This is a genomic window from Pseudomonas sp. PA-1-3F (assembly GCF_021609665.1).
In the GTDB taxonomy this organism is placed as follows: Bacteria; Pseudomonadota; Gammaproteobacteria; order Pseudomonadales; family Pseudomonadaceae; genus Aquipseudomonas; species Aquipseudomonas paracarnis.
Window position 1 is genome coordinate 100321 of record NZ_WJZD01000016.1, and the last position, 14431, is coordinate 114751.

At 59.1% G+C, this 14431-nt stretch carries 10 protein-coding genes; 6 read left to right on the forward strand and 4 right to left on the reverse strand.

Features of this window, described 5'->3' with window-relative positions; genetic code table 11:
* Positions 1-45: 45 nt before the first annotated feature.
* A complete protein-coding gene (metR, locus tag GIV26_RS13795; protein ID WP_003188924.1) occupies positions 46-963 on the forward strand; it encodes a transcriptional regulator MetR in 918 nt (305 codons plus the stop codon).
* A gap of 132 nt (positions 964-1095) precedes the next feature.
* Here metR and GIV26_RS13800 read toward each other — a convergent pair whose 3' ends face one another.
* Positions 1096-1596 carry a GNAT family N-acetyltransferase gene (locus tag GIV26_RS13800; protein ID WP_054897702.1) on the reverse strand — a complete coding sequence of 167 codons (501 nt, stop codon included), beginning with the start codon at positions 1594-1596 and terminating at the stop codon, positions 1096-1098.
* On the reverse strand, positions 1593-2003 hold the full coding sequence (locus GIV26_RS13805; protein ID WP_034126447.1) for an NUDIX hydrolase: 411 nt from the start codon (positions 2001-2003) through the stop codon (positions 1593-1595). The genes GIV26_RS13800 and GIV26_RS13805 overlap by 4 nt, the downstream gene beginning before the upstream one ends.
* A gap of 197 nt (positions 2004-2200) precedes the next feature.
* On the opposite strand from GIV26_RS13805, the gene GIV26_RS13810 reads away from it, so the two are divergent.
* The gene (locus GIV26_RS13810) at positions 2201-6382 is read left to right on the forward strand and encodes a hypothetical protein (protein WP_236281105.1); all 4182 of its coding nucleotides are present in this window, start codon (positions 2201-2203) and stop codon (positions 6380-6382) included.
* Here GIV26_RS13810 and GIV26_RS13815 read toward each other — a convergent pair whose 3' ends face one another.
* On the reverse strand, positions 6383-7696 hold the full coding sequence (locus tag GIV26_RS13815) for an HD domain-containing phosphohydrolase (RefSeq protein WP_054897699.1): 1314 nt from the start codon (positions 7694-7696) through the stop codon (positions 6383-6385).
* Positions 7697-7895: 199 nt separating this feature from the next.
* On the opposite strand from GIV26_RS13815, the gene GIV26_RS13820 reads away from it, so the two are divergent.
* From GIV26_RS13820 to GIV26_RS13835, 4 genes are all read left to right on the forward strand, one after another.
* Positions 7896-9770, forward strand: coding sequence for a putative bifunctional diguanylate cyclase/phosphodiesterase (locus GIV26_RS13820; RefSeq protein WP_236281108.1), 1875 nt, complete (start codon positions 7896-7898; stop codon positions 9768-9770).
* A 67-nt stretch (positions 9771-9837) separates the two neighbouring features.
* Positions 9838-10770, forward strand: a complete 933-nt coding sequence (locus tag GIV26_RS13825; RefSeq protein WP_419177651.1) for a cytochrome-c peroxidase — start codon at positions 9838-9840, stop codon at positions 10768-10770.
* Entirely contained in the window at positions 10767-12584 is a 1818-nt protein-coding gene (locus GIV26_RS13830; RefSeq protein WP_236281111.1) for a DAHL domain-containing protein, read from the forward strand. The genes GIV26_RS13825 and GIV26_RS13830 overlap by 4 nt, the downstream gene beginning before the upstream one ends.
* Positions 12581-13960 carry an ATP-binding protein gene (locus tag GIV26_RS13835; protein ID WP_057976086.1) on the forward strand — a complete coding sequence of 460 codons (1380 nt, stop codon included), beginning with the start codon at positions 12581-12583 and terminating at the stop codon, positions 13958-13960. The genes GIV26_RS13830 and GIV26_RS13835 overlap by 4 nt, the downstream gene beginning before the upstream one ends.
* Before the next feature lie 19 nt (positions 13961-13979).
* On the opposite strand, the gene GIV26_RS13840 is transcribed toward GIV26_RS13835, so the two are convergent.
* The gene (locus GIV26_RS13840; RefSeq protein WP_034126440.1) at positions 13980-14252 is read right to left on the reverse strand and encodes a type B 50S ribosomal protein L31; all 273 of its coding nucleotides are present in this window, start codon (positions 14250-14252) and stop codon (positions 13980-13982) included.
* Between the last annotated feature and the right edge of the window lie 179 nt (positions 14253-14431).

Below are 14431 nucleotides of genomic sequence, written 5' to 3' on the forward strand. Positions count from 1 at the left end.
ATCAAGCATTCCGTTTTCGTCGCAAATTTTATTCATGGAGCGCCTGTGCTCGAAATCCGTCACTTGAAAACCCTGCACGCCTTGCGCGAGGCCGACAGCCTGGTGGAAGCCGCCGAACGCCTGCACCTGACCCAGTCCGCCCTCTCCCATCAGTTCAAAGAACTGGAAGAGCGCCTGGGCATGCCGCTGTTCGTGCGCAAGACCAAACCGGTGCGCTTCACCAGCGCTGGCCTGCGCCTGCTGCAATTGGCCGACGCCACCCTGCCGTTGTTGCGCGGTGCCGAGCGCGATATTGCACGGCTGGCCGGGGGTACCGCTGGGCGCTTGCACATGGCGATCGAATGCCACAGTTGTTTCCAGTGGCTGATGCCGACCATCGACCAGTTCCGCGATGCCTGGCCGGAAGTCGAGCTGGACCTGGCCTCGGGCTTTGCCTTCGCGCCGCTGCCGGCCCTGGCCCGTGGCGACCTGGACCTGGTGGTGACCTCCGACCCGCTGGAACTGCCGGGTATCACCTACGTACCGCTGTTTACCTACGAGGCCATGCTGGCGGTGGCCAACCAGCACGCGTTGGCGAACAAGTCCTATATCGTGCCGGAAGACCTGCTGACAGAAACCCTGATCACCTACCCGGTGGAACGTGACCGCCTGGACATCTTCACCCGCTTCCTGGAACCGGCTGACGTGGAACCGGCCCAAGTGCGAACTTCGGAGCTGACCGTGATGATGATGCAACTGGTGGCCAGCGGCCGTGGGGTGTGCGGTATGCCCCACTGGGCGCTGCATGAATACAGCTCACGCGGGTATGTGAAGGCCAAGCGGTTGGGTGAGAAGGGTTTGTTCGCCACCTTGTATGCGGGCATTCGTGCCGACATGCTGGATGCACCTTATATGCGCGACTTCTTGCTGACGGCCAAGGACACCTCGTTTTCCACCTTGGATGGCGTAAGCGCGGTGCGTTGAGCGGGCTCTGAGTGTGCGGGCGAGTGCCGATCGTTCCCACGCTCTGCGTGGGAATGCCGCCAAGGACGCTCTGCGTCCACGTGGTGACGCGGAGCGTCACGGGATGCGTGCCCACGCAGAGCGTTGGAACGATCAATGTAGCTCGCGCCACATGTGGATCTTGTCGAAGTATTCGACGCCTACCCGCACGGCCAGTGGCTCCAGGCCGTACTGAATGAAACCGCAGCGCTGGTAGAGCGCAAAGGCCGCGTCATTGCCGGCGGTGACGGTCAGCTGGATCAGTTTGAGGCGCGGGTGGCGGCGGGCTTCTTCCAGTGCGGCTTGCACCAGCTGCCGCCCCAGCCCTTGCTGTTGATAAGCCTCGGTCACGTACATGCCGAACAAGGTCACCTTGTGCCGCGCCTTTTCGCGAGGCTCGTAGGCCAGGCCAACGATGCCGGCCAGTCGCGCCCCATCAAAGCCGCCCAACAGGCAATCCAGCGGGCTGTCGAGACGCTTTTCCCACCAGCTCAATGGCATCGAGGCGCGCTCCGCGACACTGGACGTGAACGCTTGCGGATACGCGCCATAGGCCTCGAGCATCAATGCCCGATAGGCTTGCGCATCGTCGGCGTCCAGCGGGCGAATCATCATGCGGTAGCCAGCGAATCACGATAGAACGGCAGGATCAAATCGCGCGTCAATGGCGCCAGATGCAAGTCGCCTTCGCCCATGGGATCGATCCAGCACACCTCTTCAATCTCTGCTGCAGGGGTGACGGCGACGTCGACCTGCACCTTGAACAACTCCGCCTCTACGGTAAAACCCGGTTCGTTGGCCGCGGGTGCCGAGAACTGGCCAAGATAGACGGCTTGGCTCGGATCAACGCGCAGGTTCAGCTCCTCGTGCAACTCACGGACGAGCGCCTCGGCAGGTTGCTCGCCGGCGTCGATTTTGCCGCCCGGTTGCATGAAAGCCAGGGTATCGCGCTTGCGCACAAGCAGGGTTTGACCGTCGCCACGGACCAACAGCGCGGCTGCAATGCGGATAGTCTTGGACATGGAAGGCCCTCTCTGGGATTGAAAAGCGGCCAAGGATCCCACGCGCATTCTGCACACGCAACTCGCGAGTGCAGGGCGATTTTTTCCGACATACATACACCACAGGGTCCAGTTTCGGCCACCCTAAACTCGCAAACTCATATTCAGCAGGGCTCGCTGCACCTCGGTGCGCCGCGCTCTTTTATAAGAGTTTACTCATGCACAATTCATTGCCCACCCTCAAAGAATCATCCACTGACGAACCACAACCGCTGCCGGCCGACAGCACGTCAACCCCTACCGTGCAACCGATGACGCTTGCGGTCGTGCCGCCGGCTTCACTTTCTGCCGAAGAACAACTGGCTTACCTCACCCGTGAACTCGACAAACTCAATGCACAGACCTCTGAGCTGGTAAGGCGACAGCCGAGTGTCGGCCGCGTGTACCAGCAGCAATTGGCCGAGATGTTTCCCGATGCACATCTGCCCATCAATCCCAACCAGATTTTTTATAGCCGCTATCGCGAAGACCAGGAAGGACAAAAGCACCTGCTGTCCTGCGAACCACTGGGCTCGCTGCTGGCCACCTTACGCGCGCCTGGCGCAGAGTCTTATCTGACCCAGGAGAGCGGCGCCTTCTACCGCGAATGCAACACCCTGGACACCGATAAAATCCTCTCTGCCAGTGCCTCGACGACAACCCTGGCCGCCAGGCTGGAAATAGCCATCACGTTGAGCCTGAATACATTCTGGGGGGCTGGCGAGCCCTCCCAACCCAACACGGAGGAGCAATTGGTCGCATTGCGCCGACAAGTGCTAGCCCATCAACTGGCATTGCGCTCGGTGGACGGCACGTTGTCGGCGCATGCACGGACGCTGGCGCAGAACGTGCTCAAGTACCCAAGTGCTGCGGCACGTGAACAGGTGTTTACCGTCGACAACAGGCCCACGGTGTACCGACTGGCCCTGGAGAATGGCAGTGAATTCGCCGGCGCATTCATTCTGACCCCCACGGGCACGACGCCTCTGACGGGCAAAGTGATGCTCTATAGCCCAAGCGAGGAGTTTGAGGAGTTTGAAAACCTGGCGCGTTTGAATGACACCGTCGCAGCCCGCATACAAGACGGCGCAGCGCCAGGCAAGCTGTTGATCGCAAGCCTGCCGACAGCCGCTCGTACCGCGCTGAGCGGCTTGCCCGTACTGACGACGGCCCCGTCCCAGATAGACGCTGACGTGATTGCTGACAGTGTCCGCGCATTGCGAGTCAGGCAACATTTCTCCGTTCGCGAAGCCTTGCGCAGGGAGACGTTGCCCTCCACAGGCGAGCTCGACCTGGCCGCAGACCTGACGCCACAGTGGGATGTCGCTAATGCTTTTATGGTGCGCAATCTACGCCTGTTGACGGCCGAACCCGCATGGTTGAAAACCTCCGGCGAGCAAGACCAGGCTCGGTACAGGCAACTGGAACAAGAACTGATCGACAGCAATGAGGAACTCACACCTCATCTTGAGAGAATCTTGACACTGGAAGCGTTCTCCCAACAGGAGACCGACAAGGTGCTGAAAAAACAGAAACCTGTGTATGCCAACGTTGATATTGACCCTTATAGAAGCCTGGTTCATCTGCGCGTCACAACGTCCTCCCGGTCGGCCGAAATGACGGGGTATCGTAACGAGGAAGCCACCATTGTCTACATCAGCGAAGACCGCAAGATCAATATCCCGCAGTGCCTGCCAGGCAAAAAACTGACGTGGGGCACCTGGCGTACCCAAACCGTGGTGGATCTGCGCACACTGGGAAGTTATACCCAACGTAATGTCGACCCATGGTCGGTGCATGGCATACATAGAACGATCAGTGCCACCGCCAACATTATTGACACAGCCGGCAACCCTCACGGAAAACTTGGCAACGATGATTTGCGCGCACTCGCAACAGAAGCTGACATTGGCCAAAAATACGATACGTATCTGCGGTCAACCTTCTCGCTGAGCAGCGGGACAAGCAGCTTCGCTACAGTCTGGCAGCGCGCCAACGCAGCAAAAATGAATAAGGACGCGCTTGAGAACCGTCTCAACCCTGACGCAGCCAAACTGTTTACATTCCAGACGCCAGGCAGTGGGTTTGACTGGATAAAAGCCGTCACTGAACACCCTGATTCAACCACCCGCCCCCGAGTCAGCGAATTCGAGATAGAGGTCAACCTGCTGGTATTGGGCGCCGCGCAAGAGAGGGGCCAAGGCGGGCAGGTCATGCATCGTGTCCTGGTCATTCATCGAAAAGGCACCAAGCCTGACGGGGTCAGTGTGCTGTATACCCCGGATGCACCAGATGGCGTTGCCTTCCGGGAGCTGACCAAGGGGCTGGTGGAGCTGGACACGCTGAAAGCAAAACCGGAATGGCAGACCTATTTCACTTCCCAGATGGCCACTAAGGATACGAAAGAGATCACACGGATCTTCAACGATACGCGCAGTGTGTACCGCTATACCTTGACGCCGATAACCGGCAATTTCCACGCATACCTGTATTCGGCGCAACTGGGTTTTCAACTCGCGCACGCCGACTACCGTTCACGGAGCAATGCGCAAATTTTCCGCGAATCGGCGGTAAACGCCTTTATGTTCGGGGTGGAAACTGCCGATTTTCTGCTCGGGTTGATACCCGGCAAAACCGCCCTGTCGTTTTTGCGCCGAGCTATCAACCGCGGATTAGGCGTGGCCAAGCAGCTGGGGCGGCGCATTCCGGGGCTGGCCAGTAAAGTCGGTACGGACAGGAGCACCGCCATTGTACTGACGGGTGCCTCCCTCCGCCCGTTGGAACCCGCCTGGGTCAATGTGATGCCATATCGGTTGCCTGAACAAATAGAGCCGTTCTTTGACGTAGTGGAGTTTGCCGACACCCACCGATACAGACTGTCGCGCCAGTCGGGCCGCGCACCGTGTTTTTTTGATAAACACAATAACCAGTTCATCGCGATGCGCGACCCAACAGGCCGCTATCACCTGTATCAGTCCTATGTAGAAGACGGCGCACGCTATGTAAAAGACCCGGCAGGTCACCACGTGGACTTTATGGTCGTACCGGGAGACGCAAAGAGCTGGAAGCCCCGTTTCGAACGAGACGCTGTGGGCGGAGGTTCCGTTATGGGCGCCCTGCGTCCTCTCACCCCTGAACAGCAAGTGGGTGCGGACCTGATCGCGGCGATGCGGCTTTTTGCAACAGAAGGGGAAATGCGGGATTTCGTGCGCGTCATAGAACAAACCGACGCTTCCCTGAAGCTCGATTTGATCACTCGCGCCCGACAACAGCTTGGCACCCTGGATGAAGCTGAATTTCGCCGCTGGATGTCGAACTCGAAAAGCTTGAGCCGAGCCAATCAAGAGAGGTTACGTAGTTCCCTGTTAAACCTGCGGCTCGAACTGGCCACGGTTGAACATATACACCTGTCGACACAACATTTTGCGCAACCCCTGTCTGCGCGGGACAAGGAAGAACTGTTTAAAAAAGTCAAAAGGCTCATTGGCAAAAACGAGAACCTCGACAAACAAATCAGAACATCGATTGCCGTTGCCGACCCCGATACTGGCGCACAATTTGTCGGGTACGCCATCACCCACAAACACCAGCATGCGATGGATAAATTCGCAGCAAAATATGAACTTTATACTTGGCGGGATGCTGCACTGAAAGTGTTTGCATACAAGCCCGAACACCTCGTACATATTAATCAACTCGCCTCAGATCTCGGAATTACACGCCAGGAAGCGATACGTCGATTCTTATTGCTGCCTGAGACAAAAAGCACCCTGGATGCCTTCATGACGGAGACCTTCAAGGCCAAACTCGCCAAGCTTCAAGTCACCTCCTTTTCAGAGGATTTCAAAAAATCCGGTATTCCCTATATCGCCCTATCCCGAGGCCAGCATGGGGCAGATACTGGCGTAGCGATGGTAGACAGTAGAGATGTCACAGCATTCGAAAAAGCCCTGCCCAAGTTTGCAACGCCTCTGGAGTTTGAAGTCCCCCGCGTTCAAACCCATAGAGTTGAAAGGCCAGCGCCGGCGCTGCCTGTCGGGCCGGAAGTCGTGCCCACTCGCGATCCGCACATCAACATCGTGAAGCTGGATGAACTGGCGCAAACCCAGAAAAAACTCCTGCCCACCCCCGCCACCGCCAAACTTGAGGAGATCACCCAGGATATCCAAGCCGGTCGCCTCAGCCGCAAGCGAATAGGCAACTTCACCTACGTCGATCTCCCCCAGGTGCAGCCCGGCACAGGCCGTGGTCTTTGGCGCGTGGCAATTGAACAAAACGGCAAAGAAGGTGGCAAAGATGTCTACATCATCAGGGGTATCTTTGATTACCACGCCAGCAAGCACGTAGCCTGGGGCGTATAACTACAGGAGGGGCGGCACCTCGTCCGGCGCCCTGATAAACACACTGTACTTGGCGCCCTCCATCGCCTCGAACGCGATCAGCTTGTCCACCAGTGGCAGGTTCAGCACCTTGCCGGCATTGAGCAATAACATGCCGTTGTCGGCATTGAGGTTGCGCGCCAGCACCATGCCGGCTTCCAGCTCACGGGTGGAGAGGACTTTTACCGTCGGATCACCCAGGGTCACATCGCTGAGGAAGGTCGCGCAGGCTTGCACGAAATCTTCCACCAACGCCGGGTCATACAGGCGCCCGGCGTACTTGCGGATATACAACAGCGCCTCGTCGCTGTTGAGGTGCCGCTCCAGGATCAGGCCTTTCTGCAATTCGATAAAGTCCACCGCCAGCTTCAGCAGCCGTGAACCGGGCGGGATCGCATCGCCCTTGAGGTGGTCGGGAAACCCCGTGCCGTCCCAACGTTCCTGGTGATGACGAATGATCCGCGCCGCGTCCTTCATCGGCTCAAGGGTCATCAGCAGCGACTCGCTCTGCCCCGGATACTCACGGTACAAGCCGCGGTCGGTGCTGTGCAGTTTGTCCGACGGTGCAACCATCATGCTGTCCGTCCAGCTCAACTTGCCGATGTTGTACAACGCGGCGGCCATGGTCAGGTCACGAGTGCTGGATTCGTCCATGGACTGGGCGGCGCAATACACCCGGATCAACTCGATCAACGCACGGTTGGTCTGTTTGTCCTTGGGCAAGCGCAGGTTGGCCAGCAGCGAAAACACTTCGGTCCCGGTCACGTAGCTGCGCTTGAGCTCATCGTAGGCCAGGTCGAGCATGTCGGCGGTTTGTTGCAACTCGGCGGTACGCGCCGCCACGCGTTTTTCCAGGGTGGCGTTGAGCAGCTTGAGCTGTTCGGTCTGGTCTCGGGCCAGGCGTTCAAGGCGTTGGTGCTCGAGGGTTTGCTGCAACACCAGTTGCAACTCTTCGTCGTTCCAGGGTTTGCTGATGTAGCGGTGGATCTGCCCGTCGTTGATCGCCTTGATGATGGTGGTGAGGTCGGCGTAGCCGGTGAGCAGGATGCGGCTGGTGGCGGGGTACAGGCGGTGGACCTCGGCCAGCAGCGTGGCGCCGTCCATGCCGGGCATGCGCGCATCGCTCATCACCAGATCGATAGGCCGGGTCGCCATGATCTCCAGCGCCTGGGCGCCGCTGGTGGCCAATACCACCTCATAGGGCTGGCCGCGCAACAGGCGGCGCAGGCTGTTAAGGATCGACTCTTCATCGTCGACCAGCAAAACAGCGGACTTCGTAGCGAGTTGTTCATCCATGGCGACTCTGCCTTCAAATTAAACGAAGTTGGGCTAAATTGAATCCGCGCAATACAAAGCGCGATTGATTTGACGCCAACTGGCCGTCGATATCAAGGGAACTCAACTATGCTGCACTGCATGCTCGCGCCCCGTTCAGTTGTAGAACCAGGGAAGGAATTGTCATGCCATCAAGCCTTTTGCACGTGCCGAGTGCGCCATGAGGACGGAATCGGGCCGGGCCAACCGGCGCATCCTGATCGTGGATGACACGGCTTCGATCCACCAGGATTTTCGCAAGATCCTCTGTGCCGACGAGCATGGCGAGCCCTCCCTCGACACCCTGGAGTCCACCCTCTTCGGCACCACCGCGCCGGCGCGCCAGGCGTTTGACCTGGATTCGGCCTATCAGGGCCAGGAAGCCTTTGCGCTGGTCAAAAAAGCCCTCGACGCCCACTCGCCCTACGCAATGGTGTTTATCGACATGCGCATGCCCCCTGGCTGGGACGGCCTGCACACCATCGAACAGTTGTGGGAGGCGGACCCCAACCTGCAAATCGCGCTCTGCACGGCCTATTCCGACTACTCCTTCGAGGCAATCGAAGCGCGCCTGAAATACAACGACCAACTGCTGATCCTGAAAAAGCCCTTCGACCACCTGGAAATCCGCCAGATGGCCAGCGCCCTGACCTGGAAATGGCAACTGGCCCAGGACGCGGCCCTCAAAGTGATCAGCCTGGAGCGCACCATCGAGGAACGCGTGCAGGAGCTGCTCAAGGTCTCGCACTTATTGCAATACGACGCCCTGACGGAGTTACCCAACAGCACGTTGCTGGGCGACCGCCTGACCCAGGCGATCGCCTTGGGCCGCAGGCACGACACGCAACTGGCGGTGATGTTTCTGGGGCTTGACCGCTTCAAGCGCATCAACAACGCCCTGGGCTATCCGGCCGGCGACGAGGTGCTTGCGCAGGTGAGCCTGAGCCTGGTGGCGGCGGTGCGGGCGTCGGACTCGGTGTTTCGTTATGGCTCCGACGAGTTCGTGGTGCTGCTTAACGATATCCAGCATCCCCAGCAAACCCAGCACATTGCGCAAAAGGTACTCAATGCCGTCAGCGCGACTCGCCATGTTGCGGGGCATGACCTGAGTGTGAGCGCCAGCCTGGGCATCAGTATTTACCCCGATGACAGCGACAATGCCGTGGGTTTGCTCAAGCACGCTGAAACCGCGATGCGCACCAGCAAAGAACGCGGCCCGGGGGATTTCAGCTTTTACACCGAAGACATGAACCTGCGCGCCCAGCATCAGCAAAACCTGGAAAGCGCGATCCGCCAGGCGCTGGACCGCGATGAATTTGTGCTGCATTACCAACCCAAGCTGGCGCTGGAGTCCGGGCGCATCGTCGGTGCGGAAGCGCTGACCCGCTGGTTTCGACCGCAGTCGGGTTGGGTCAGCCCGGCGGAGTTCATTCCGGTCGCCGAAGACAGCGGCCTGATCGTGCGCCTGACTCAGTGGGTACTGCGCCAAGCCTGCGCACAAGCCCAAGCCTGGCGTGAGATGGGCCTGGCGCCCCTGCGCATGTCGGTGAACATCTCGGCGATCGACTTTCGCCAACGGGACTTCGTCGACAACCTGGCCGCCATCCTGAAAGAAACAGGCCTGCCGCCCACCCAACTGGAACTGGAAATCACCGAAAGCGTGCTGATGCAGAACGTCGACGAAACCGTGGAAACCCTGCAAAAGATCAAGGCCATGGGCATCCGCCTGGCCCTGGACGATTTCGGCACCGGCTACTCCAGCCTCAGCTACCTGCGGCGCTTTCCCATCGACGTGCTGAAGATCGACCAATCCTTCGTGCGCGGCCTGCGCATCAATAGCCAGGACGAACAACTGATCAGCGCTATCATCGGCATGGGCAAGAGCCTGGAGCTGAACATCATTGCCGAAGGTGTGGAAACCGTCGACCAATTGAATTTCCTCAAAGCCCAGCGGTGTGAGGAGGGCCAGGGCTTTCTGTTCAGCAAGGCGCTGCCTTCGAAAGATTTTGTGCATCTGCTGCAAACGGATAGCGCGACACTGATGCCGGATCAATAAAATAAATAGCCCTGGGCCTGCAAGGAGTGCTCGCTTGAGCAATGTCGTAAACCACCGTTCCGGCCTGATGTTCGCGTTATGCCTGAGCACCGCATCGCTGTCAGCCGCACCGCTGGACGAAGCGCTCAAGCCCTTGCCGGCGGTTCCAGTACTGGACCCGGCCAAGGTTGAGTTGGGTCGCCAACTGTTCAACGAGCCGCGCTTGTCGGTCAACAACACCTTGTCCTGCGCGAGCTGTCACCAACTGACCAGCGGCGGCGCCGACAACAAGCCATTCTCCATTGGCTTTGACGGCAAACCGGTGCAGATCAATACCCCTTCCGTATTCAATGCCAGCCTGAACTTCAAACAGTTCTGGAACGGTCGGGTGGACACGTTGCAGGCCCAGGTCGAGCAGGTGGTGATCAGCCCGGTGGAAATGGGCAGCGACTGGAATACGGTGGTGCGCAACCTGTCCGCCCTGCCCGCCTACCAGAACGCGTTCAAACAGGCCTATCCCGATGGCGTCACCGCTTCCAATGTGCAAAACGCCCTGGCCACCTACGAGCGTACGCTGCTGACACCCAATTCGCGGTTTGACCAATACTTGCTGGGCAACACCGATATCCTGACCCGCCAGGAAAAATACGGCTACCAACGCTTCAAGGATTACGGCTGCATTGCCTGTCACCAGGGCGTGAACATTGGCGGCAATATGTTCCAGAAATTCGGCGTGATGGGCGATTACTTCAAGGCCCGTGGCAACCCGCTGGAATCGGACCTGGGGCGCTACCTGCTGACCCAGGATGAAGAAGACCGCCACGTGTTCAAGGTGCCCAGCCTGCGCAATGTGGCCGTCACGGCGCCGTACTTCCACGACGCCTCGGCCAAGACCCTTGAAGAGGCGGTTGACGTGATGTTCAAGTACCAGTTGGGGCGCAACCCGTCCCAGGAAGACAAGGACCTGATTATCCAGTTTCTCAAGACCCTAACCGGCGAATGGGCGGGCAAGCCGTTATGAGACCCTTGTCACGCCGACGCACCAGCCAAATCCTGCTAGGCCTCATCACCCTGTTCCTGGCCTCCACCCTGGTGTTTTTGTACCTCAAGTCTTCACGCGACCAGACAGCCACTTATACCCAGTCGCGCGACTTGATCCGCCAACTCCAGCAGCTCAATGCTCAGTGGGACAGCGAAGTGCTCAAGGCCCGCATCGCGATCACCCACAACTACGACCCACTGGTCACGCCGCTGACCGAAATGACCCGTATCGGCGCTGAACTGGAAAGCCGCGACACCTACCACAGCGCTGCCGACCTGCCCGGTTGGCAAGCCAGCCATGCGGCGTACCTGACGGCCATCGAGGAAAAAGCCCGGCTCGTCGACCAGTTCAAATCCCACAACGCAGTGCTGCGTAACTCATTGGCTTTTTTACCGACGGCCGAAGACGACATCCAGGCCCAATTCAACAGCATGACCGACGAAGGCCGGCTGCAACTGCAAAGCGTGGCCACTGACACTTACGACCTGCTGCTCAGCAGCCTGGAGTTCGCCCAGGTCACCAGCGACGAACGTGCCGCCGATATCCTGGTGGGCCTGGGCAAGCTGGCCATCAACCAACAGAGCCTGCCCAGCGAGTTCCAGGCACCGGTGGAGATCCTCAGCAATCATATTTCGCTGATCCTGCGCGAACAGCCACTGGTCAACAGCCTGCTCGAGCGGATTGCCGCCGTGCCGGTGGCCGAACACCTCGATGACCTGACCACTCACCTCAATCAGGACCAGCAGGCCACTGACCTCATCGATCATCAGTACCATCGCTACCTGCTGATCTTCTCGACCTTGCTGGTGGTAATGCTGCTCTACCTGGCGGTGCGCCTGTTGCGTAGCTTCGCCGAGATCAACCGCGTCAACCGCGCGTTGCAGGCCGCCAACGAAACCCTGGAACAACGGGTGGAGCGGCGCACGCAACAGCTCAAGGATGCCCAGAGCGAGCTGATGAACAGCGCCCGCCAGGCCGGCATGGCGGAGATCGCCACCAACGTGCTGCACAACGTCGGTAACGTGCTCAACAGTGTGAACATCTCTGCCGACCTGGTCAGCCGCAAGCTGCGCAGCAGCAAGGCACTCGGCCTGGGCAAGGCCATGCAACTGATCAACGCTCACCAAGGCGACCTGGGCACCTTCCTTACCGAGGATGAAAAGGGCAAGTTGCTGCCGGGCTATCTGAACCAGTTGGTCGAAGCGATTGCCATCGAACAGCAAGGCATGAGCGATGAGCTGGCGCAGTTGAGCAAAAGCGTGGACCACATCAAGGACATCGTCTCGACCCAGCAATCCTATGCGGGTGCGTCTACCTTGCTGGAGCCGGTCAATATCAGCGCCTTGATGGACGACGCCCTGCGCATGAACGCCGGCGCGCTGAGCCGTCACCATGTCACTGTTGTGAAGGCGTACGCCCCGGTGCCGGAGATCTTGGCGGACAAGCACAGGTTATTGCTGATCATGGTCAACCTGATCAGCAACGCCAAATACGCCATGGACAAACTGTCTGAGCGGCCACGGCAAATCACCCTGGCGGTGGAATCGGTAGGCGACCAGACCCTGAAGATCAGTGTGAAGGACGATGGCGAAGGCATACCGCCCGAGAACATGGCACGTATCTTCACCCACGGTTTTACCACCCGCAAGGAAGGTCACGGCTTCGGCCTGCACAGCTGCGCCCTGGCCGCCGTGGAAATGAACGGCCAGCTCAGCGCCCACAGCGACGGGCCGGGCCTTGGCGCCGTCTTCACCTTGACCATCCCCCTGACCCTTGCCGGAAGCAGCTCATGAACCAACCTCCCAACCGGCGCATCCTGCTGATCGATGACACACCGTCCATTCATGAGGATTTTCGCAAGATCCTGATGCCCGACGAAGCCTCAACCGAAGCGCTGGATGAAATGGAGTCGGCGTTGTTCGGCGACACCGCCAAACCTCAAGCCCAGGCATTCGAACTGCACGGCGCGTATGGCGGCGAGGAAGGCCTGGGCTTGCTGACCAGCGCCATGGCGCAACAGCGCCCCTATGCCTTGGCCTTCGTTGACATGCGCATGCCCCAGGGCTGGGACGGCGCCAAGACCATTGAAGAACTGTGGAAAGTCGCCCCCGACCTGCAAGTGGTGGTGTGCACCGCCTACTCGGACTATTCCTGGGATGACCTGTTGTTTCGCCTGCACGCCCACGACCGCCTGCTGATCCTGAAAAAGCCGTTCGACAACATTGAAGTCCAGCAAATGGCCAACACTCTGGCCAACAAATGGGACATGGCGCGCCGCGCTTCCCTGCAAACCTCGCAGCTGGAGCGGTTGGTGGAAGAGCGCACCCAAGCGCTGCAACTGGAAATTGAAGAGCGCAAGCACCTGGAAAGCCAACTGGTGCAGTCGGAAAAACTCGCCTCGCTGGGGCAACTCGCGGCCGGCGTCGCCCATGAGATCAACAACCCCGTGGGCTTTATTTCCTCCAACCTCAGCACCCTCGACAGTTACTTCAAGCAGCTGCAACAGATGCTCGATGCCTACCAGCGCAGCGAAGCGCACATCGGGGCGCCAGAACATCGCGAACCGCTCACGGCATTGCGCAACGAGCTGGACCTGGATTTTCTCAAGGACGACATTCCGATCCTGATCCGCGAATCCAAGGACGGCATCGGCCGTGTGGTGCAGATCGTCAAGGACCTGAAGAACTTTTCACGGGTGGATAACGACCAGACCTGGCAATTCGCGAACCTGCAGCAAGGCATCGATTCGACGCTGAACATCGTCGCCAGCGAACTCAAGTACAAGGCCGATGTGGTCAAGCACTACACGCCGCTGCCAGAAATCGAGTGCCTGGCTTCGCAACTCAACCAGGTGGTGATGAATCTGGTGATCAACGCCGCACAAGCCATGGGCCCTGAGCGCGGCACCATCACCATCAGCAACGGGGTGGACGGCGAGAACGTGTGGCTGGAAGTCGCAGACAACGGCTGTGGGATTGCCCCCGACACCGTGCAGAAGATTTTCGACCCGTTCTTCACCACCAAGCCTGTGGGCGAAGGTACCGGGCTGGGTTTGTCGTTGTCTTACGGGATCGTCAAGAAACACCGTGGCGATATCAGCGTCAGCAGTGAGGTGGGCAAGGGTACGAAGTTTCGGGTAGTACTGCCGATTCGGCAGACGGCGGCGTAGGCACGCCGCCGAATCATGCTCATGCGTCAGCTTTTTTCGGGCTCGACCCAAACGATGCAAAACGCTTGTTGAACCCGGCAATCCGGCCTTCGGCCTGGGTCTTGCGCTGCTGGCCGGTGTAGACCGGGTGCGAGGCGCTGGAGACGTCCAGGGGGATGTAGGGATAGGTGTTGCCGTCGCTGTGTTTCTGGGTGCGATCACTGTCGGCGGTGGAACCGATGAGGAAGAACACATCGGCGGCGGTGTCGTGGAACAGCACGGTGCGGTAGTCGGGGTGGATACCAGCTTTCATGAGGCCTCCGGGGCGTCTGGGTGCGGTTGACTTGTTATACAGTAACACAACACCCAGCATCTAAACGAGAACCTTTTGCAATAAGGTTAGGCTTGTTGCGTCTAGCAAGTCGGTGCTGAGAGCGGCCCGAAACTATCAATTCTGACAAGGGCTGAACCGAATCAAGCACCGACAGGTGT

What these genes read in the sequence shown, in the direction of transcription:
- GIV26_RS13800 (WP_054897702.1), bottom strand. Translation starts at nt 1,596, where the DNA reads ATGATGATTCGCCCGCTGGACGCCGACGATGCGCAAGCCTATCGGGCA.
- GIV26_RS13805 (WP_034126447.1), bottom strand. Translation starts at nt 2,003, where the DNA reads ATGTCCAAGACTATCCGCATTGCAGCCGCGCTGTTGGTCCGTGGCGAC.
- GIV26_RS13810 (WP_236281105.1), top strand. Translation starts at nt 2,201, where the DNA reads ATGCACAATTCATTGCCCACCCTCAAAGAATCATCCACTGACGAACCA.
- GIV26_RS13815 (WP_054897699.1), bottom strand. Translation starts at nt 7,696, where the DNA reads ATGGATGAACAACTCGCTACGAAGTCCGCTGTTTTGCTGGTCGACGAT.
- GIV26_RS13820 (WP_236281108.1), top strand. Translation starts at nt 7,896, where the DNA reads ATGAGGACGGAATCGGGCCGGGCCAACCGGCGCATCCTGATCGTGGAT.
- GIV26_RS13825 (WP_419177651.1), top strand. Translation starts at nt 9,838, where the DNA reads ATGTTCGCGTTATGCCTGAGCACCGCATCGCTGTCAGCCGCACCGCTG.
- GIV26_RS13830 (WP_236281111.1), top strand. Translation starts at nt 10,767, where the DNA reads ATGAGACCCTTGTCACGCCGACGCACCAGCCAAATCCTGCTAGGCCTC.
- GIV26_RS13835 (WP_057976086.1), top strand. Translation starts at nt 12,581, where the DNA reads ATGAACCAACCTCCCAACCGGCGCATCCTGCTGATCGATGACACACCG.
- GIV26_RS13840 (WP_034126440.1), bottom strand. Translation starts at nt 14,252, where the DNA reads ATGAAAGCTGGTATCCACCCCGACTACCGCACCGTGCTGTTCCACGAC.